Below are 18,441 nucleotides of genomic sequence, written 5' to 3' on the forward strand. Positions count from 1 at the left end.
AGACAAAAGACTGCGCAGGCCCCCGCGCCTATAGGTACCTAGGGGCGCGGGGAACTGCGCAACGGGGGTTCGGGGGCGGAGCCCCCGAGGCGGTGACCGGGGCCCACCTGTCAGGGGGAAGCCGGCGGGTACAGCGAGCGCGGCAACGCGGACGCCGCCGCCGCGTCCAGCAGCCACAGCGTGCGGGACCGGCCGTAGGCTCCCGACGCCGGCGCCTGAATCTCACCCGCGCCGGACAGCGCGATCGCCGCGGCCTGCGCCTTGTCCTCTCCCGCCGCGAGCAGCCATACCTCCCGCGCCGCCCGGATCGCGGGCAGCGTGAGCGTGACCCGGACCGGCGGCGGCTTGGGTGCACCGTGCACGCCCACCACCGTCCGTTCCGTCTCGCGGACCGCAGGCAGTTCGGGGAAGAGCGACGCCACATGGGTGTCAGGACCGACCCCCAGCATCAGCACGTCGAAGGACGGGACGGGGACGTGGGTCTCCGGCCCGGCCGCCTCGGCGAGTTCGGCGGCGTAGGCCTCCGCCGCCGCGTCCGCGTCCGAGCCCCAGGGGCCGTCCGACGCGGGCATGGCGTGCACGCGCTTCGGATCCAGCGGCACCGAGTCGAGGAGCGCCTCCCGGGCCTGGGTGACATTGCGCTCGGGGTCGCCCTCGGACAGGAACCGCTCGTCGCCCCACCACAGGTCGAGCCGGCTCCAGTCGACGGCGTCCCGGGCGGGCGCCGCCGCGAGCGCCGCGAGCAGGCCGTTGCCGTTGCGGCCACCGGTCAGTACGACCGAGGCGTAACCGCGTGAGGCCTGCGCGTCCACGACCTTCGTGATCAGCCGGGCCGCGGCGGCCTGCGCCATCAGCTCCTTGTCGCGGTGGACGACCAGCTGGGGAGTGCTCACTGCGGGTCCGCCTTCTTGACCGGGGGCATCTGGGCGGGAGTCGGACGCGGGGTGTCGCCGTCCCCCGCCGGGGCCGGGGCCGGGGACTCGTGCACCGGGCGGACCGGGAGCGACCCCGGAGTCCAGGTGGACGCCTCGGCCCGCTGCGAGGCCGACTGTATGCCGCCCAGCCGGTCCACCCCGAACCGCAGTGCGGACGCGTACGTGTCGTCCGGGTCGAGCCTGCGCAGCTCCTCCGCAAGCAGCTCGGACGTCTCGCGGCGCTTGAGTGCCACCGCCCGGTCCGGCTGGCCGGGCAGTGCCAGGGTGGCCATCGCCCCGTCCGACCGGTGCAGGGTGATGGGGCCGCCGGTCGTCTCCAGGCGTACCTGGGTCAGGCCGGGACCCGCGGAGACGGCACGCCGCACGTGTACGTGGAGGCGGTCGGCGAGCCACATGGCGAGGAGTTCGACGCTCGGGTTGGCCTCCTCGCCCGCCACCTCGACGGAGACGACCTCGCAGTCGACCTGGTCGAGGGCGGCGGCCAGCATCGAGCGCCACGGAGTGATCCGGGCCCACGCCAGGTCGGTGTCGCCCGGCGCGTAGCTCTCGGCGCGGGTCCGCAGGTCCTCGACGGGCTTCTCCGCCGCGTAGCCGTCGGTGACCCGGCGCTGGCCGAGCGCGCCCAGCGGGTCGCCCGCCGGGTCACGGGGCGCGTCCACCGACCACCAGACCACCACCGGCGCGTCCGGCAGCAGGAGCGGCAGGACGACGGACTGGGCGTGGTCCGACACCTCGCCGTACAGCCGCAGGACGACCGTCTCACCGGTGCCCGCGTCCGCGCCGACCCGCACCTCGGCGTCCAGGCGCGACTTCGTGCGGTCGCGGGGCGAGCGCGAGACCCGCTTGATGACGACGAGGGTGCGCGAGGGGTGCTCGCGCGAGGCGTCGTTGGCGGCCTTCAGGGCGTCGTAGGCGTTCTCCTCGTCGGTGACGACGACGAGGGTGAGGACCATGCCGACGGCAGGCGTGCCGATGGCGCGGCGGGCCTGCACGAGCCCCTTGTTGATCTTGCCGGCCGTGGTGTCCGTGAGATCCATCTTCATGGCCGACGCCAGCTCCGTCCGTCTCGCTCAAGCATTTCGTCGGCCTCGACGGGCCCCCACGTGCCTGACGGGTACTGCGCGGGCCTGCCGTGCTTGTCCCAGTACTCCTCGATCGGGTCGAGGATCTTCCAGGACAGCTCGACCTCCTCGGTGCGCGGGAAGAGGTTCGAGTCGCCCAGGAGGACGTCCAGGATGAGCCTCTCGTACGCCTCGGGGCTGGACTCCGTGAACGACTCGCCGTACGCGAAGTCCATGGACACGTCCCGGATCTCCATGGAGGTGCCGGGCACCTTGGAGCCGAAGCGGACCGTGATGCCCTCGTCGGGCTGGACGCGGAAGACGATCGCGTTCTGGCCCAGCTCCTCCGTCGCCGTGCGGTCGAAGGGGGAGTGCGGGGCCCGCTGGAAGACGACGGCGATCTCGGTGACGCGGCGGCCCAGGCGCTTGCCGGTCCGCAGGTAGAAGGGGACGCCCGCCCAGCGGCGGTTATCCACCTCCACCTTGATCGCCGCGTAGGTGTCGGTCTTCGAGTTGGGGTCGATGCCGTCTTCCTGGAGGTAGCCGACGGCCTTCTCGCCGCCCTGCCAGCCCTCGGCGTACTGCCCGCGGACCGTGCTCTCGCCCAGGTCAGCGGGGAGCCTGACCGCGCCGAGCACCTTGGTCTTCTCGGCGGCGAGCGCGTCCGCGTCGAAGGAGGCGGGCTCCTCCATGGCCGTGAGGGCCATCAGCTGGAGCAGGTGGTTCTGGATGACGTCACGGGCGGCGCCGATGCCGTCGTAGTAGCCGGCGCGGCCCCCGATGCCGATGTCCTCGGCCATCGTGATCTGTACGTGGTCGACGTACGACCTGTTCCAGATCGGCTCGAACATCTGGTTCGCGAAGCGCAGCGCCAGGATGTTCTGGACGGTCTCCTTGCCCAGGTAGTGGTCGATGCGGAAGACCTGGTCCGGGGCGAAGACCTCCTCGACGGTGGCGTTGAGGTCCTCGGCCGACCTGAGGTCGTGGCCGAAGGGCTTCTCGATGACCGCGCGCCGCCAGGAGCCGCTCGACTGGTCGGCGAGGCCGTGCTTCTTGAGCTGCTGGATGACCACGGGGAACGCGCCCGGCGGTACGGACAGGTAGAAGGCGAAGTTGCCGCCCGTGCCCTGTGCCTTGTCCAGTTCCCCGATCGTGTCGCGCAGCCGCTCGAACGCGTCGTCGTCGTCGAAGGTGCCCTGGACGAAGCGCATCCCCTGGACGAGCTGCTGCCAGACCTCCTCACGGAACGGCGTGCGGGCGTGTTCCTTGACGGCGTCGTGGACCTCCTGGGCGAAGTCCTCGTTGGCCCACTCGCGGCGCGCGAAGCCGACGAGGGAGAAGCCCGGCGGCAGCAGGCCGCGGTTGGCAAGGTCATAAACAGCAGGCATGAGCTTTTTACGGGACAAATCGCCCGTGACCCCGAAGATGACGAGGCCCGACGGCCCCGCGATACGCGGGAGCCGTCGGTCCGCCGGGTCACGCAGCGGATTGCTGCTTGACAAGATTTCAGCCCTCCGAAGGGGCGAGGCGGCGGAGTTCCGCCTCGGTCGACTTGAGCAGGTCGTTCCAGGACGCCTCGAACTTCTCGACGCCCTCGTCCTCCAGGAGCTGGACCACTTCGTCGTACGAGATCCCGAGCTTTTCGACGGCGTCGATCTCGGCGCGGGCCTGGTCGTACGTACCGGCGATGGTGTTGCCGGTGATCTTGCCGTGGTCCTCGGTGGCGACGAGCGTCGCCTCCGGCATGGTGTTCACCGTGTTCGGCGCGACCAGGTCGTCGACGTACAGGGTGTCCTTGTAGGCCGGGTCCTTGACGCCGGTCGAGGCCCACAGCGGACGCTGCTTGTTGGCCTGCTCCCGGTCCAGGGCGGCCCAGCGGTCCGAGGAGAAGACCTCCTCGTACGCCTCGTAGGCGAGCCGGGCGTTGGCGAGGCCCACCTTGCCGCGGGCGGCCTTGGCCTCGTCGGTGCCGAGGGCGTCGAGCCGCTTGTCGATCTCGGTGTCCACCCGGGACACGAAGAACGACGCCACGGAGTGGATGCCGGCCAGGTCGATCCCGGCGGCCTTGGCCTTCTCCAGGCCCGCCAGGTACGCGTCCATGACCTCGCGGTAGCGCTCAAGCGAGAAGATCAGCGTGACGTTGACGCTGATGCCCCGGCCGATCGTTTCGGTGATCGCGGGCAGGCCCGCCCTGGTCGCCGGGATCTTGATGAGCGTGTTCGGCCGGTCGACGAGCCACGCGAGCTGCTTGGCCTCGGCGACGGTCGACTTGGTGTTGTGCGCGAGACGCGGGTCGACCTCGATCGAGACCCGGCCGTCCTGGCCCTGTGTCGCGTCGAAGACCGGGCGCAGGATGTCGGCGGCGTCACGGACGTCCGCCGTCGTGATCATGCGGATGGCCTCTTCGACGGTGACCTTGCGGAAGGCGAGGTCCGACAGCTGCTGGTCGTAGCCGTCGCCCTGCGAGATCGCCTTCTGGAAGATCGACGGATTGGTGGTGACGCCGACGACGTGCTGCTGGTCGATCAGTTCGGCGAGGTTGCCGGACGTGATCCGCTTGCGCGACAGGTCGTCCAGCCAGATCGCGACGCCTTCCTCGGAGAGGCGCTTCAGTGCGTCTGTCATGGAAAATGCATCTCCTACGTGTCGTGTGTCAGCGTGAGCTGTCAGCGTCAGCGCTGGGCTGCGGCGATCGATTCCTTGGCTACGTTCGCGACGTTCTCGGCAGTGAAGCCGAACTCCTGGAAGAGGACCTTGCCGTCGGCCGAAGCGCCGAAGTGCTCCAGGGAAACGATGCGGCCCGCGTCCCCGACGAAACGGTGCCAGGTCAGACCGATACCGGCCTCGACCGCGACACGCGCCTTGACGGACGGGGGAAGCACCGAGTCCCGGTACCCCTGGTCCTGCTCGTCGAACCACTCCACACACGGCATGGACACGACCCGGGTCGGGGTGCCCGCGGCCTGCAGCCGCTCACGTGCCTCGACGGCCACGTGCACCTCGGAACCGGTCGCGACGAGGATGACCTCGGGCGCCGTGCTCTGTCCTTCGGGCCCTTCGGCCTCGAAGAGCACGTAACCGCCCTTGGCGGCGTCCTCGTCGGCCGCGTACGTGGGAACACCCTGCCGGGTCAGCGCGAGGCCGTGCGGAGCGCCCTTGCCGAAGACCTTGGTGTAGCGCCGCAGGATCTCGCGCCACGCGATCGTCGTCTCGTTGGCGTCGGCCGGGCGCACCACGTTCAGCCCGGGGATGGCGCGCAGCGAGGCCAGGTGCTCGACCGGCTGATGGGTGGGGCCGTCCTCGCCGAGACCGACGGAGTCGTGCGTCCACACGTACGTCACCGGCAGGTGCATCAGCGCGGACAGGCGGACGGCGTTGCGCATGTAGTCGGAGAACACCAGGAAGGTGCCGCCGTAGATGCGGGTGTTGCCGTGCAGCGCGATGCCGTTCATCTCCGCGGCCATGGAGTGCTCACGGATACCGAAGTGGATCGTGCGGCCGTACGGGTCCGCCTCCGGCAGCGGATTGTCCGCCGGGAGGAACGACGACGTCTTGTCGATCGTCGTGTTGTTCGAGCCCGCGAGGTCGGCGGAGCCGCCCCACAGCTCGGGAATGACCGCACCGAGCGACTGGAGCACCTTGCCGGACGCGGCACGCGTGGCGACGCCCTTGCCCGTCTCGAAGACCGGGAGCTTCTCCTCCCAGCCGGCCGGCAGTTCGCCCGCGGCGATACGGTCGAACTCGGCGGCGCGCTCCGGGTTGGCGGTCCGCCACGCGGCGAAGCCCTTCTCCCACTCGGCCTTGGCCTCACGGCCGCGGTCGAGCGCCTTACGCGCGTGCGCCAGCACCTCGTCGGCGACCTCGAAGGACTTCTCCGGGTCGAAGCCGAGGACCCGCTTGGTGGCCGCGACCTCGTCGGCGCCGAGCGCCGAGCCGTGCGCGGCCTCGGTGTTCTGCGCGTGCGGGGCGGGCCAGGCGATGATCGAGCGCATCGCGATGAACGACGGCTTGTCCGTGACCGCCTTCGCCGCCTCGATCGCCGCGTACAGGGCGGCCGGGTCGAGGTCGCCGTTCTCCTGCGGCGCCACGCGCTGCACGTGCCAGCCGTACGCCTCGTACCGCTTCACGGTGTCTTCGGAGACGGCGGTCTCGGTGTCGCCCTCGATCGAGATGTGGTTGTCGTCCCACAGCAGGACCAGGTTGCCGAGCTTCTGGTGGCCCGCCATCGAGGACGCCTCGCCGGAGATGCCCTCCTGGAGGCAGCCGTCACCGGCGATCGCGAAGACGAAGTGGTCGAACGGGGAGGCGCCGAGGGCAGCCTCCGGGTCGAACAGACCGCGCTCGTAGCGGGCGGCCATCGCCATGCCCACCGCGTTGGCGACACCCTGGCCGAGCGGCCCGGTCGTCGTCTCCACGCCGCGGGTGTGCCCGTACTCGGGGTGCCCCGGAGTCCGGGACCCCCACGTCCTGAAGGACTTCAGGTCGTCCAGCTCCAGGCCGAAGCCGGCCAGGTACAGCTGGGTGTAGAGAGTCAGGGACGAATGGCCCGCGGACAGCACGAAGCGGTCGCGGCCGGTCCAGTCGGGGTCCGCCGGGTCGTGCCGCATCACCTTCTGGAAGAGGGTGTAGGCGGCGGGTGCCAGACTCATCGCGGTACCCGGATGGCCGTTACCGACCTTCTGTACGGCGTCGGCGGCCAGGACGCGGGCGGTGTCGACCGCACGCTGGTCCAATTCGGTCCACTCAAGGTCTGTTGTGGTCGGCTTGGTGCTCACCCTGGGTCAGGGCTCCTCTCCACATATTGCACATGTCGAATGCCGGTGCACGCGGCGCCCACCGGCTCGCTGTCGAGCCTACCCCCGTGGGAACGCGCATTAATTCGAGTCATTCCAGACTGCCGGGACTCTCCCTCTTCCGCCTCCCGACCGGCGCGTTCCGTATGTGGCAGGTGAATACGGAACCGGTCATCCGGCTGCTCAATCCGCCGCCGATCCGTCCTTCACCGGGCCCTTTCAACACGACCCGACCCCCGCGAAGGCCGTGGTCCGGGCAACGTTTACAGTGGCGTGGTACGCGCGGGCCTTTACCGGGAGTTCACACCCGGGGCTCGCTGGGATGTCTCTGTCAGGGGTGTGCGTGACGGCCGTTGAATCCCGTCCAGCGGGAGTAGTCGGTGGGACGAGCCAGGGCACGAACCACCGGCCGTTCGGGGCCCGGGTCAAGGCGTTCGTCGCTCTCACGAAGCCACGGATCATCGAACTGCTACTGATCACCACCGTGCCGGTGATGTTCCTCGCCCAGCAGGGTGTACCCGATCTGCAGCTGGTTCTCCTCACCTGCCTCGGCGGCTATCTCTCCGCCGGGGGCGCCAACGCGCTGAACATGTACCTCGACCGCGACATCGACGCGCTCATGGAACGTACGTCGCAGCGCCCGCTCGTCACCGGCATGGTGAGCCCCCGTGAGTGCCTCGCCTTCGGCATCACGCTCGCCGTGGGCTCCACTCTTCTGTTCGGTCTGACCGTCAACTGGCTGTCCGCCTGGCTCTCGCTGGGAGCCCTGCTCTTCTACGTCGTCGTCTACACGATGATCCTCAAACGGCGTACGTCGCAGAACATCGTGTGGGGCGGTATCGCCGGCTGTCTGCCCGTTCTCATCGGCTGGTCCGCCGTCACCAATTCCATGTCGTGGGCCCCGATCATCCTCTTCCTCGTCATGTTCTTCTGGACGCCGCCGCACTACTGGCCGCTCTCCATGAAGGTGAGAGAGGACTACGCGCGCGTGGGCGTGCCGATGCTGCCGGTCGTCGCCTCCAACAAGGTCGTCGCGCGACAGATCGTCCTCTACAGCTGGGCCATGGTCCTCGTCTCCCTGCTCCTGACGCCGCTCGGCTACACGGGCTGGCTCTACACCGTCGTCGCCCTGGTGACCGGAGCGTTCTGGCTCTGGGAGGCGCACGGGTTGCAGTCCCGGGCGAAGGGGGGCGTCGTGGGCGGCAAGCTGAAGGAGATGCGGCTGTTCCACTGGTCGATCACGTATGTGTCGCTGCTGTTCGTGGCGGTGGCGGTGGACCCGTTCGTACGGTGACGCTCCGCTCTTTTCGGAGAGTCGTGGGAGTTGCGGTGTGTCTTCGGGTGCCGGTCCGTCGTGGCTGGTCGCGCAGTTCCCCGCGCCCCTGACGGGGCCCGGCGTCGGCCTTCTGTTTACCCGTCGGTAGCATCTTGGTATGGCAGACAAGCAGGTCGAGCGCCGAGTGGCGAAGCTCGCCAAGCAGATTTCCTCCTTCGCCGATGCCCACGGCGGCGCCGAGGGGCAGATCGCGTACCTCGGGCAGAAGGGCGCGCGGATCGTCCTCGTCGGGGAGGACGGCGAGTGGGGTGACCTCGTGGCCCCGACCCATGCCCTCGCCGAAGAGGCCGTGCAGCGGTCCGGCATCACCGTCCACGAGGACTTCGACGGCGAGTTCGCACACAAGGTCAGGACGGGCCCGTACGAATGGACCCGCATGGCAGGCATCCAGATCGGCGGCCCGAGCAACAAGCCTCGTTAGGGGCGCGGGGAACTGCGCGACCAGCCACAACGCACCCGCACCCGCAGAAACACCCGGTACCCACACCCGAGACCCACCTCACCCGTTAAGCCCTGCAAATGGCAGAGCCCACTCGTGGGGGGAGTCCGGATGATCGAAACGTCGTCGCTGGTGGACCAGTACTGCCACGGCGTGCTGCGGACGGAGATGGGACTCGGCACCTTCGAGGCCCAGCTGGCCAGAGGCGAGGGCCCGCCCGCCGCCGGCACCACGTTCTTCGACACGCAGACCGGTTTCGCCGTACGCCGCTGGTGCCCCCCTCTGCTGGGTCTCGAACCGCACTGCCCGCCCGCCCGTTATCTGGCACGACGCCGGGAGCTCGGGGTCCTGGAGGCGGGGCGCAGGCTGCTGCGGGGGAGCGGCATCACGACGTATCTCGTCGACACCGGGCTGCCGGGCGACCTCACGGGCCCCGGCGAGATGGCCTCCACCGGGGCCGCCGACGCCCACGAGATCGTGCGCCTCGAACTCCTCGCCGAGCAGGTCGCCGACACCTCCGGCACCGTCGAGTCGTTTCTCGCCAACCTCGCCGAGTCGGTGCACGGGGCCGCCGCGAACGCCGTGGCCTTCACCTCGGTGGCGGGCGTACGGCACGGCCTGGCGCTCGCGCCCGAACCGCCCGGACCCGGCGAGGTACGGGGCGCGGCGGGCCGATGGCTGGCGGGCCGCCGGGTGGGCGGCGCCCTGAGCGATCCGGTCCTGCTCAGACACCTGCTGTGGATCGCGGTCGCCTCCGGCCTGCCGCTCCAGCTCCACGCGGGCCTGGGCGAACCCGGCCTGCGCATCGACCGCACCGACCCCGTCCTGCTCACCGACTTCGTCCGCGCGACGGCCGGCCTGCGCACCGACCTGGTACTGCTGCACGGCTACCCGTACCACCGTCACGCGGCGCATCTCGCCGGGGTGTTCCCGCATGTGTACGCCGACCTGGGCGCGGCGCTCGTACGGACCGGGGCGCGGGCGGCGGGCGTGCTCTCGGAGATCCTGGAACTCGCCCCCTTCGGCAAGCTCCTCTTCTCCAGTGGGGCACATGGACTGCCCGAACTCCATGTGGTCGGAGCACGCCTCTTCCGCGAGGCGCTCGCACGGGTGCTCGGCAGTTGGGTGGCCGAGGGCGCCTGGTCGCCGGCCGACGCGCAGCGGGTGGCGGGGCTGATCGCGGCGGGAAACGCGCGACGGGTGTACGGGGTCAAGTGACGCAGCGGGTGTACGGGGTCAAGTGATCCGCCCAGACTGGGCACATGACTCGCAGCGACGCGACCGACCGGCTCCTCGACCGCTTCCGCGCCGAACTGCGCGACCTCGCCCTCGTGGCCGTGTGGGCGCACGGCTCGCTCGGTGGGGGCGACTACCAGGAGGGCCGCAGCGACCTGGACCTGATCGTGGTCCTGGAAGGACCGATCACGGTGCGGACGGTCTGGCGGGTGGCCCGGCTGCACGCCCGCCTGCGTGACGAACCGCTCGTCGCCAAGCTGCACTGCAGCTATCTGACGCCCGGCACGGCGGCCGACGCGGAGCGGCGGCACCTCACCTGGGCGCACCAGCAGCTCTTCGGACGGCCGGTCACCCCGGTGACCCGGCGCGAACTGCACGCCTTCGGCCTTGTCCTGTCCGGGGAGCGGCCCGAGCGCCTGCTGCCGCCGGTGACGGACGGCGAGCTCGCCGAGTTCGTCGTGCGGGACCAGCGGGACTTCTGGCGCCGCGAGGTGGACCGCGTCGGCAACTGGACGCAGGACGCCTGGGTGGACGTCGGGCTGACCACCCACGCCCGTGCCGCGGTCACCCTGAAGGACGGGCGGCTGATCACCAAGCGGGAGGCGCTCGATCTCCTGCCGGACCTCGGCGCGCCCGCCGAGGTGGTCGCGGACATCAGGAGGCGCCGGTACGACGAACCGGGGGAGCCCACTCCCGTACCGGCGCCGGAGTGGCTGATCCGCAGAGGGCAGCTGACCCGCGACTACCTGGGCCCGTCGATCGACCGCCTGGTGGCCGCGTACACCTGACCGGCCCGCTCAGGTGCCCCGCTCAGGTGCCCCGCTCAGGTGCGGCTGAGCGCCGACTGCGTCGACTGTCCCGGCAGTTCCGCCACAACCTCGGGCCGTTCCCGCAGCGCCAGCAGGACACGGAGCGTGGCGATCCACACCAGGCACGAGCCGAACATGTGCAAACCGACCAGGACTTCCGGCAGATCGGTGAAGTACTGGACGTACCCGATGGCGCCCTGCGAGAGGAGCACCAGGAAGAGGTCGCGGGTGCGGTGCAGGGGGCCCGTGGGGGCGTCGACGGCCTTCAGTACGAACCACAGGGCGAAGGCCAGCGTCACCACGATCCAGGCCAGGACCGCGTGCAGCTTGGTGACGTTCTCCCAGTCCAGCGGGATGCGTTTGACCTCGCTCGAATCGCCGGCGTGCGGGCCCGCGCCGGTGACGACCGTGCCCACCGCGATCAGCAGGACGGTCGCGGCGACCAGGATCCACGTCATCTGCCGCACCGGCTTGCCGACCAGCGGACGCGGCGCGTCGTCGCCCTCCCGGGTGCGCTGCCACATCGTCGTGGCGACGGCGATCAGCGCGGTGGAAAGGAGGAAGTGGGCGGCGACCGTGTACGGGTTCAGGCCCACGAGGACGACGACCCCGCCGAGGACCGCGTTGCTCATGACGACCCAGAACTGCGTCCAGCCGAGCCGGGTGAGACTGCGGCGGTACGGCTTCTGCGAGCGCGCCGCGATGATCGCCCAGCCGACCGCGGCGCACAGGACGTACGTCAGCATGCGGTTGCCGAACTCGATGACGCCGTGCACGCCCATGGCGCCCGTGGCGGTGAGCGAGTCGTCGGTGCACTTGGGCCAGGTCGGGCAGCCGAGACCCGAGCCGGTCAGCCGGACGGCACCACCGGTGACCACGATCAGGACCGCCATGACGAGCGCGGCGAGAGCGGCGCGCTGGACCGTCCTGGGCGACGGGGTCCAGCGTTCGGCGATGAAGGCGAGCGGGTTGCGCACGGCTTGAGCGGCGTCCGCTCGGGTCACGTTCGGCACGGGACCATCGTAGGGGGCCGCTTGTGCACGCATTCACGAGCCCCCTCGACCGCACCGCCGGCCTGTGCCTCGGCTCCACCGCGTGAGCTGCCACCGCCACCGAGTGCCGCCCGTTCCCTCACTCCCAGCGGAAGAACCTCCCGGCGGCGGCCAGGCCCACGACCGCCCACGCGGCCAGGATGCCGAGGTTTCCCCAGGGCATTCCGGCCCCGTCCTTGAGCACGTTCCGCAGCCCCTCCGAGAGGGCCGTGATCGGCAGCAGCCCGAGGGCGTCCTGCGCCGCCTGCGGGAACTTGTCCAGCGGGACGACCACGCCGCCGCCGACGAGCAGCAGCAGGAAGACCAGGTTCGCGGCGGCCAGCGTGGCCTCCGCCTTCAGCGTTCCCGCCATCAGCAGCCCGAGCCCCGAGAACGCCGCGGTGCCCAGGACCAGCAGGAGCAGCACCGCGAAGGGGCTGCCGTGCGGCGACCAGCCGAGCGCGAGGGCGATCACCGTCACCAGGATCACCTGGAGGACCTCGGTGACCAGTACGGACAGGGTCTTGGCCGTCATCAGGCCCCAGCGGGGCAGCGGCGAGACGGCGAGCCGCTTCAGCACGCCGTACCGCCGCTCGAAGCCCGTCGCGATCGCCTGGCCGGTGAACGCCGTCGACATCACGGCCAGCGCGAGGATGCCCGGCGCCAGGAAGTCGACGGCCTCGCCGTCGCCCGTGTCGACCACGTCCACCGCGCTGAACAGCACGAGCAGCAGCGTCGGGATGATCACCGTCAGTAGCAGCTGCTCGCCGTTGCGCAGCAGCATCTTCGTCTCCAGCACCGCCTGCGCCGCGATCATGCGGGGCAGTGGGGCCGCTCCCGGGCTCGGCGCGTAGGTGCCGGCGGCCGTGGTCCGGGCGTCCGTGCCCGTGGCCGTTCCCGTCGTTTCCGGGCTCATCCGCGCAGCTCCTTGCCGGTCAGTTCCAAGAACACGTCCTCCAGGCTGTGCCGCTCCACGGAGATCTTCTCCGGCATCACCCCGTGCTGGGCGCACCAGGTCGTGACGGTCGCGAGGAGCTGCGGGTCGATCTTGCCGCCCACCCGGTACGAGCCCGGTGCCGGCTCGGCCGCCGTGGAGTCCGCCGGGAGGGCCTTGAGGAGTGAGGCCACGTCCAGGCCGGGACGGCCGCTGAACCGCAGGGTGTTCTCGGCGCCGCCGCGGCACAGTGCGTCGGGGGAGCCCTGGGCGACGACCCGGCCCGCGTCGATGATCGCCACGTCGTCGGCGAGCTGCTCGGCCTCGTCCATGTGGTGCGTGGTCAGGATGACCGAGACACCGTCGGCGCGCAGATCGCGTACGAGTTCCCAGGTGGCCCGGCGCGCCTGGGGGTCGAGGCCCGCGGTCGGCTCGTCCAGGAAGACCAGTTCGGGGCGGCCGACGACGGCCATGGCGAGCGCGAGGCGCTGCTGCTGGCCCCCGGAGAGCCGCCGGTACGTCGTCCGGCCGCAGCTGCCCAGGCCCAGGCGCTCGATCAGCGCGTCCACGTCCAGCGGACGCGCGTGCAGTTTCGCCACGTGCCGGAGCATCTCGTCGGCGCGGGCGCCGGAGTAGACGCCGCCGGACTGGAGCATCACGCCGATGCGGGGGCGCAGGGCGGCGGCCTCGCGCACCGGGTCGAGGCCCAGCACCCGGACCGTTCCGGAGTCCGGTTTCCGGTATCCCTCGCAGCTCTCGACGGTGGTCGTCTTGCCCGCGCCGTTGGGTCCGAGAACGGCGGTGATGCCCGACCGGGCCACCAGATCCAGGCCGTCCACCGCGGTTTTCCTGCCGTACCGCTTGACCAGACCGCTGACCTGGACGACGGGGTCGCTTCGCATGGGCGCCAAGTCTAGGGACGGTCGGACGGGTGCCGGTGGGCGGGTCGCGTCACCGGTGCCGTGGCATCGGAAGCCCCCCGAGCCGTGGCATCAGTGGCCCCCTGAAGGGGGCCCTGGCGTCGCGGGGCGGGCACGTCCGTCGTGATCCACTCCTCGCGCGAGCGGTGTACCGCGAGCCACCGCTGCGCGTAGGCCACCGCGTCGGCCAGGGGGAACAGCCGCGCGTCGGCCGCGCCCACCCGGCCCCGTACGACCGGACGGTCCCGTTCGAAGTCGGCGCCCAGGGTGTCGAACTCCTCCGAGCTGACCGACACCTCCGTGACGACCTCCCAGCGGGTCCCCTCCGCCGTACGGACGGGCCGGCCCACCTCGACGCGCGGCGCGGGTATCCGGTACTCGGCGAGGTGGAAGGCGGTGCAGGTGTCGTATCCCGCGCCGAGCAGCAGGACCCGGGCACCCCTCTCCTCCAGGCGGGCCAGCGGGCTGCGCTCGCCCAGCCGGCAGTCCGGCGCGTGGCCCCCGACGATCGCCGCCGCGTCCGGCCCGAGGGCCGCGAACGAGGTCTGCGGGTGCGCGCTGCGCAGGGCGCCGGGCCAGGTGCGTACGGTCTCGGGGATCAGGCCCACCCCGCGCGAGGGCGTCACGAGCGGGTCGTACGCGGGCATCGTGGCGCGGATCGCTGCCCACCACTCCTCGGGCACCGGGGGACTGCTCCACAGGGCCGGGTCGGAGAGGTCGCCGGTCTGGGTGGGGACCACGAGTGTGCCGTCGGGGCCGAGCGTGTCGAGCAGTCCCTGGACGACGGCGACCGCACCGCCGTTGACCCATCCGAGTGAACTGAGCGACGTGTGTGCGAGGAGTGTCTCGCCGGGGCGTACGCCGAGTGCGCGGAGGTCCGCGGCGAGGGTGGCGCGCGTGACGAGAGGGCCGGTGGGAGGGGGTGTCGGCATGGTGGGCCAGTCTTGTCGACGGCTCCTCGCCCCGCCACCGAATTGATCGATCAAAGATCGTTCGCGCAGGTCAGATTAGGTTTACCTAAGTGATGCACCGCACCCCCGCCCGGCGTGGACGCCGCTTGTCAGTCCCTGAGGAATTACGCAACAATGGCGTTGTGAAAAACGTTGGCGAGGCTCGGGAGACCCCTGCGGGGGCCCCTCAGGAGGAACTCGCGACAGGGGAGCGCTCCACGCGCAACCGTGTCGCGCGGTCCATCCTGGACCACGGTCCCTCGACCGTGGCCGACCTCGCCGGACGCCTCGGCCTGACCCATGCGGCCGTCCGACGGCACCTTGACGCCCTGGTCTCCGACGACGTCGTGGAGGCTCGCGAGCAGCGGGTCTACGGCGCGCGTACGCGCGGCCGGCCCGCCAAGGTGTTCGCCCTGACCGACTGCGGCCGGGACGCCTTCGACCAGTCGTACGACAAACTCGCCGCGGACGCCCTGCGCTGGATCGCGGAGCGCGAGGGCGGGGAGGGCGCGCTCGTCGCCTTCGCCCGCGCCAGGATGGCCGCCCAGGCCGGGGCGTACCGCGAGGCCGTCGAGTCCGCCGCGCCGGAAAAGCGCGCCGAAGCGCTGGCCAAGGCTCTGAGCGCGGACGGGTACGCTGCTACGGCGCGTGGCGCGCCGGTGGGCGAGCAGCTCTGCCAGCACCACTGCCCGGTCGCCCATGTGGCAGAACAGTTTCCGCAGCTGTGCGAGGCGGAGACGGAGTTCTTCTCGCAGCTGCTGGGCACTCACGTGCAGCGGCTGGCGACCATCGCCCACGGCGACGGCGTCTGCACGACGTTCATCCCCAAGATTTCCCACACTCCGAATACTCCGAATACTCCGAAGATCTCCACGCCGCCCCACATTGCTGACAACGCATCCGCGATGACAGACAACGCGATTACTGACAACGCATCCGCAAGCACCGCCGGGAGGAACCCCGCATGACACTCCCCATCGAGGAGACCGCCCACCCCGAGCTCGACGGCCTGGGCAACTACGAATACGGCTGGGCCGACTCCGACGTGGCCGGTGCCTCTGCCAAGCGCGGTATCAACGAGGACGTCGTCCGGGACATCTCCGCCAAGAAGAGCGAGCCGGAGTGGATGACCAAGCTCCGTCTCAAGGGCCTGCGCCTGTTCGGCAAGAAGCCCATGCCGAACTGGGGCTCGGACCTCTCGGGCATCGACTTCGACAACATCAAGTACTTCGTGCGTTCCACGGAGAAGCAGGCGGAGTCCTGGGAGGACCTGCCCGAGGACATCAAGAACACGTACGACAGGCTCGGCATCCCCGAGGCGGAGAAGCAGCGCCTCGTCGCCGGTGTCGCGGCCCAGTACGAGTCCGAGGTCGTCTACCACCAGATCCGTGAGGACCTGGAGGAGCAGGGCGTCATCTTCATGGACACCGACACGGCTCTGAAGGAGCACCCGGAGCTCTTCAAGGAGTACTTCGGCACGGTCATCCCGGTCGGCGACAACAAGTTCGCGTCGCTGAACACCGCGGTGTGGTCCGGCGGCTCCTTCATCTACGTGCCCAAGGGCGTGCAGGTGGAGATCCCGCTCCAGGCCTACTTCCGTATCAACACGGAGAACATGGGCCAGTTCGAGCGGACCCTGATCATCGTCGACGAGGGTGCCTACGTGCACTACGTCGAGGGCTGCACGGCCCCGATCTACAAGTCGGACTCGCTGCACTCCGCGGTCGTCGAGATCATCGTCAAGAAGAACGCCCGCTGCCGTTACACGACCATCCAGAACTGGTCGAACAACGTCTACAACCTGGTCACCAAGCGCGCCGTGGCGTACGAGGGCGCGACCATGGAGTGGGTCGACGGCAACATCGGCTCCAAGGTCACCATGAAGTACCCGGCCGTCTACCTGATGGGCGAGCACGCCAAGGGCGAGACCCTGTCGATCGCCTTCGCGGGCGAGGGCCAGCACCAGGACGCCGGCTCCAAGATGGTCCACATGGCGCCGAACACGTCCTCCAACATCGTGTCGAAGTCCGTGGCACGCGGTGGCGGCCGTACGTCCTACCGCGGTCTCGTCGAGATCGGCGAGGGCGCCCACGGCTCGAAGTCCAACGTGCTGTGCGACGCGCTGCTCGTCGACACCATCTCCCGCTCGGACACGTACCCCTACGTGGACGTCCGCGAGGACGACGTGTCCATGGGCCACGAGGCGACCGTCTCCAAGGTCTCCGACGACCAGCTCTTCTACCTGATGAGCCGCGGTCTCTCGGAGTTCGAGGCGATGGCCATGATCGTGCGCGGCTTCGTCGAGCCCATCGCGAAGGAGCTGCCCATGGAGTACGCCCTGGAGCTCAACCGGCTGATCGAACTGCAGATGGAAGGCGCGGTCGGCTGACCCGCCGCCCGTTCCAGCAGCCGGCGGCCCGCCCCTCCGGGCGGGCCGAGGATCGCAACTGACGCAGGAAAGAGAGCAGACCGACAGCCATGGCTGAGGCTCAGAACATTCCCGTGGGCTCCACCACCGCGGGCCAGATCGCGGTGGCCGCCGAGTCGACCGTCGCCACGCGCATGAGCGCGCCCCCCTCCTTCGACGTGGCGGACTTCCCCGTCCCCCACGGTCGTGAGGAGGAATGGCGGTTCACGCCGCTGGAGCGGCTGCGCGGACTGCACGACGGCACCGCGGTCGCCACCGGCGACGGCGTGAAGGTCGGCATCGACGCGCCCGAGGGCGTCGTCGTCGAGACCGTCGGCCGCGACGACCACCGGCTCGGCCGGGCGGTTCCGGCCGACCGCGTCGCCGCGCAGGCCTACTCGGCGTTCGAGAAGGCCGGTGTCGTCACCGTCCCCAAGGAGACGGTGCTCACCGAGCCGATCCGCATCTCCGTGCACGGCGAGGGCGGTGTCGCCTACGGCCACCAGATCATCGAGCTCGGAGCCTTCGCCGAGGCCGTCGTCGTCATCGACCACACCGGTGACGCGGTGCTCGCCGCCAACCTCGACTACATCCTGGGCGACGGCGCCAAACTCACCGTCGTCTCCGTCCAGGACTGGGACGACAAGGCCGTCCACGTCGGCCAGCACAACGCGCTGATCGGCCGGGACGCCACCTTCAAGTCCTTCGTGGTCACCTTCGGCGGCGACCTCGTACGCCTCCACCCGCGGGTCGCCTACGCGGGCCCCGGCGGCGAGGCCGAGCTCTTCGGCCTGTACTTCACGGACGCCGGCCAGCACCAGGAGCACCGCCTCCTGGTCGACCACAACGCCCCGCACTGCAAGTCGAACGTCGCCTACAAGGGCGCGCTCCAGGGCGACGGCGCCCACGCGGTGTGGATCGGCGACGTCCTCATCGAGGCCTCGGCCGAGGGCACGGACACCTACGAGATGAACCGGAACCTGGTTCTGACCGACGGCGCCCGGGTCGACTCCGTGCCGAACCTGGAGATCGAGACCGGCGAGATCGTCGGCGCCGGCCACGCCTCGGCGACCGGCCGCTTCGACGACGAGCAGCTCTTCTACCTGATGGCCCGCGGCATCCCGGCCGACGAGGCCCGCCGTCTGGTGGTCCGCGGCTTCTTCGCCGAGCTGGTCCAGCAGATCAGGGTCGCCGACATCCAGGAACGTCTCCTCGCCAGGATCGACGAGGAGCTGGAGGCGTCCGTCTGATGACCGCCCTAGACCGTGCTCGTTTTCAGCGGGCCTGTGGACTGAGCGAGCTGGAGGAGGACACCCCCAAGCGGGTGGAACTCGACGGCACGCCGGTCTCGGTCGTCCGTACCGAGGGCGAGGTGTTCGCGGTCAACGACATCTGCTCGCACGCGAACGTCTCGCTCTCCGAGGGCGAGGTGGAGGACTGTCAGATCGAGTGCTGGCTGCACGGCTCCAGCTTCGACCTCCGCACCGGCAAGCCGTCCGGCCTACCCGCGACGCGCCCCGTCCCCGTATACCCCGTAAAGATCGAAGGAGACGACGTGCTCGTCTCCCTCAACCAGGAGTCCTGAGGAAC

17 protein-coding genes are annotated in these 18,441 nt (G+C 70.3%); 8 read left to right on the plus strand and 9 right to left on the minus strand.

Annotation, left to right across the window (positions count from 1 at the left end; genetic code table 11):
* Window positions 1–110: 110 nt before the first annotated feature.
* Genes pgl through tkt form a run of 5 tightly spaced genes read right to left on the minus strand, consistent with a single transcriptional unit; the run spans window position 111 to window position 6,771 of the window.
* A complete protein-coding gene (gene pgl, locus AOK01_RS24340) occupies window positions 111–893 on the minus strand; it encodes a 6-phosphogluconolactonase (RefSeq protein WP_055515181.1) in 783 nt (260 codons plus the stop codon).
* Window positions 890–1,978 carry a glucose-6-phosphate dehydrogenase assembly protein OpcA gene (gene opcA / locus AOK01_RS24345; RefSeq protein WP_055515182.1) on the minus strand — a complete coding sequence of 363 codons (1,089 nt, stop codon included), beginning with the start codon at window positions 1,976–1,978 and terminating at the stop codon, window positions 890–892. The genes pgl and opcA overlap by 4 nt, the downstream gene beginning before the upstream one ends.
* On the minus strand, window positions 1,975–3,498 hold the full coding sequence (gene zwf, locus AOK01_RS24350) for a glucose-6-phosphate dehydrogenase (RefSeq protein ID WP_055515184.1): 1,524 nt from the start codon (window positions 3,496–3,498) through the stop codon (window positions 1,975–1,977). Before zwf ends, opcA begins: the two co-directional genes overlap by 4 nt.
* A gap of 4 nt (window positions 3,499–3,502) precedes the next feature.
* Window positions 3,503–4,621 carry a transaldolase gene (gene tal, locus AOK01_RS24355; protein WP_055515185.1) on the minus strand — a complete coding sequence of 373 codons (1,119 nt, stop codon included), beginning with the start codon at window positions 4,619–4,621 and terminating at the stop codon, window positions 3,503–3,505.
* Window positions 4,622–4,668: 47 nt separating this feature from the next.
* Complete coding sequence (tkt, locus tag AOK01_RS24360) at window positions 4,669–6,771, minus strand: transketolase (RefSeq protein ID WP_055515186.1); 2,103 nt, start codon at window positions 6,769–6,771, stop codon at window positions 4,669–4,671.
* A 355-nt stretch (window positions 6,772–7,126) separates the two neighbouring features.
* Between tkt and AOK01_RS24365 the strand changes: the two genes are divergently transcribed.
* The 4 genes from AOK01_RS24365 to AOK01_RS24380 all read left to right on the plus strand — a co-directional run bounded on the left by AOK01_RS24365 (window position 7,127) and on the right by AOK01_RS24380 (window position 10,588).
* The gene (locus tag AOK01_RS24365; RefSeq protein ID WP_055515187.1) at window positions 7,127–8,083 is read left to right on the plus strand and encodes a heme o synthase; all 957 of its coding nucleotides are present in this window, start codon (window positions 7,127–7,129) and stop codon (window positions 8,081–8,083) included.
* A 139-nt stretch (window positions 8,084–8,222) separates the two neighbouring features.
* Window positions 8,223–8,546, plus strand: coding sequence for a hypothetical protein (locus AOK01_RS24370; RefSeq protein ID WP_055515189.1), 324 nt, complete (start codon window positions 8,223–8,225; stop codon window positions 8,544–8,546).
* 129 nt (window positions 8,547–8,675) lie between these two features.
* Window positions 8,676–9,782 carry an amidohydrolase family protein gene (locus tag AOK01_RS24375; RefSeq protein WP_055515190.1) on the plus strand — a complete coding sequence of 369 codons (1,107 nt, stop codon included), beginning with the start codon at window positions 8,676–8,678 and terminating at the stop codon, window positions 9,780–9,782.
* Window positions 9,783–9,826: 44 nt separating this feature from the next.
* Entirely contained in the window at window positions 9,827–10,588 is a 762-nt protein-coding gene (locus AOK01_RS24380; protein WP_055515191.1) for a nucleotidyltransferase domain-containing protein, read from the plus strand.
* A gap of 35 nt (window positions 10,589–10,623) precedes the next feature.
* Here AOK01_RS24380 and AOK01_RS24385 read toward each other — a convergent pair whose 3' ends face one another.
* The 4 genes from AOK01_RS24385 to AOK01_RS24400 all read right to left on the minus strand — a co-directional run bounded on the left by AOK01_RS24385 (window position 10,624) and on the right by AOK01_RS24400 (window position 14,426).
* Entirely contained in the window at window positions 10,624–11,655 is a 1,032-nt protein-coding gene (locus AOK01_RS24385) for a COX15/CtaA family protein (RefSeq protein WP_055515192.1), read from the minus strand.
* A gap of 85 nt (window positions 11,656–11,740) precedes the next feature.
* A complete protein-coding gene (locus AOK01_RS24390; RefSeq protein WP_055515193.1) occupies window positions 11,741–12,556 on the minus strand; it encodes an ABC transporter permease in 816 nt (271 codons plus the stop codon).
* Window positions 12,553–13,476 carry an ABC transporter ATP-binding protein gene (locus AOK01_RS24395; RefSeq protein WP_055515194.1) on the minus strand — a complete coding sequence of 308 codons (924 nt, stop codon included), beginning with the start codon at window positions 13,474–13,476 and terminating at the stop codon, window positions 12,553–12,555. Before AOK01_RS24395 ends, AOK01_RS24390 begins: the two co-directional genes overlap by 4 nt.
* An 11-nt stretch (window positions 13,477–13,487) precedes the next feature.
* On the minus strand, window positions 13,488–14,426 hold the full coding sequence (locus AOK01_RS24400) for an AAC(3) family N-acetyltransferase (RefSeq protein WP_079103702.1): 939 nt from the start codon (window positions 14,424–14,426) through the stop codon (window positions 13,488–13,490).
* Between the two features lie 161 nt (window positions 14,427–14,587).
* Here AOK01_RS24400 and AOK01_RS24405 point away from each other — a divergent pair, with 161 nt between their 5' ends.
* The 4 genes from AOK01_RS24405 (at window position 14,588) to AOK01_RS24420 (ending at window position 18,436) form a co-directional block, all read left to right on the plus strand.
* On the plus strand, window positions 14,588–15,412 hold the full coding sequence (locus AOK01_RS24405) for a helix-turn-helix transcriptional regulator (protein WP_055515195.1): 825 nt from the start codon (window positions 14,588–14,590) through the stop codon (window positions 15,410–15,412).
* Window positions 15,409–16,833, plus strand: coding sequence for a Fe-S cluster assembly protein SufB (gene sufB / locus AOK01_RS24410; protein ID WP_055515197.1), 1,425 nt, complete (start codon window positions 15,409–15,411; stop codon window positions 16,831–16,833). Before AOK01_RS24405 ends, sufB begins: the two co-directional genes overlap by 4 nt.
* An 89-nt stretch (window positions 16,834–16,922) precedes the next feature.
* On the plus strand, window positions 16,923–18,101 hold the full coding sequence (gene sufD, locus AOK01_RS24415; RefSeq protein ID WP_055515198.1) for a Fe-S cluster assembly protein SufD: 1,179 nt from the start codon (window positions 16,923–16,925) through the stop codon (window positions 18,099–18,101).
* Window positions 18,101–18,436, plus strand: a complete 336-nt coding sequence (locus AOK01_RS24420) for a non-heme iron oxygenase ferredoxin subunit (protein WP_055515200.1) — start codon at window positions 18,101–18,103, stop codon at window positions 18,434–18,436. Before sufD ends, AOK01_RS24420 begins: the two co-directional genes overlap by 1 nt.
* Window positions 18,437–18,441: the final 5 nt, after the last annotated feature.

This window comes from Streptomyces aurantiacus (genome assembly GCF_001418335.1).
In the GTDB taxonomy this organism is placed as follows: Bacteria; Actinomycetota; Actinomycetes; order Streptomycetales; family Streptomycetaceae; genus Streptomyces; species Streptomyces aurantiacus.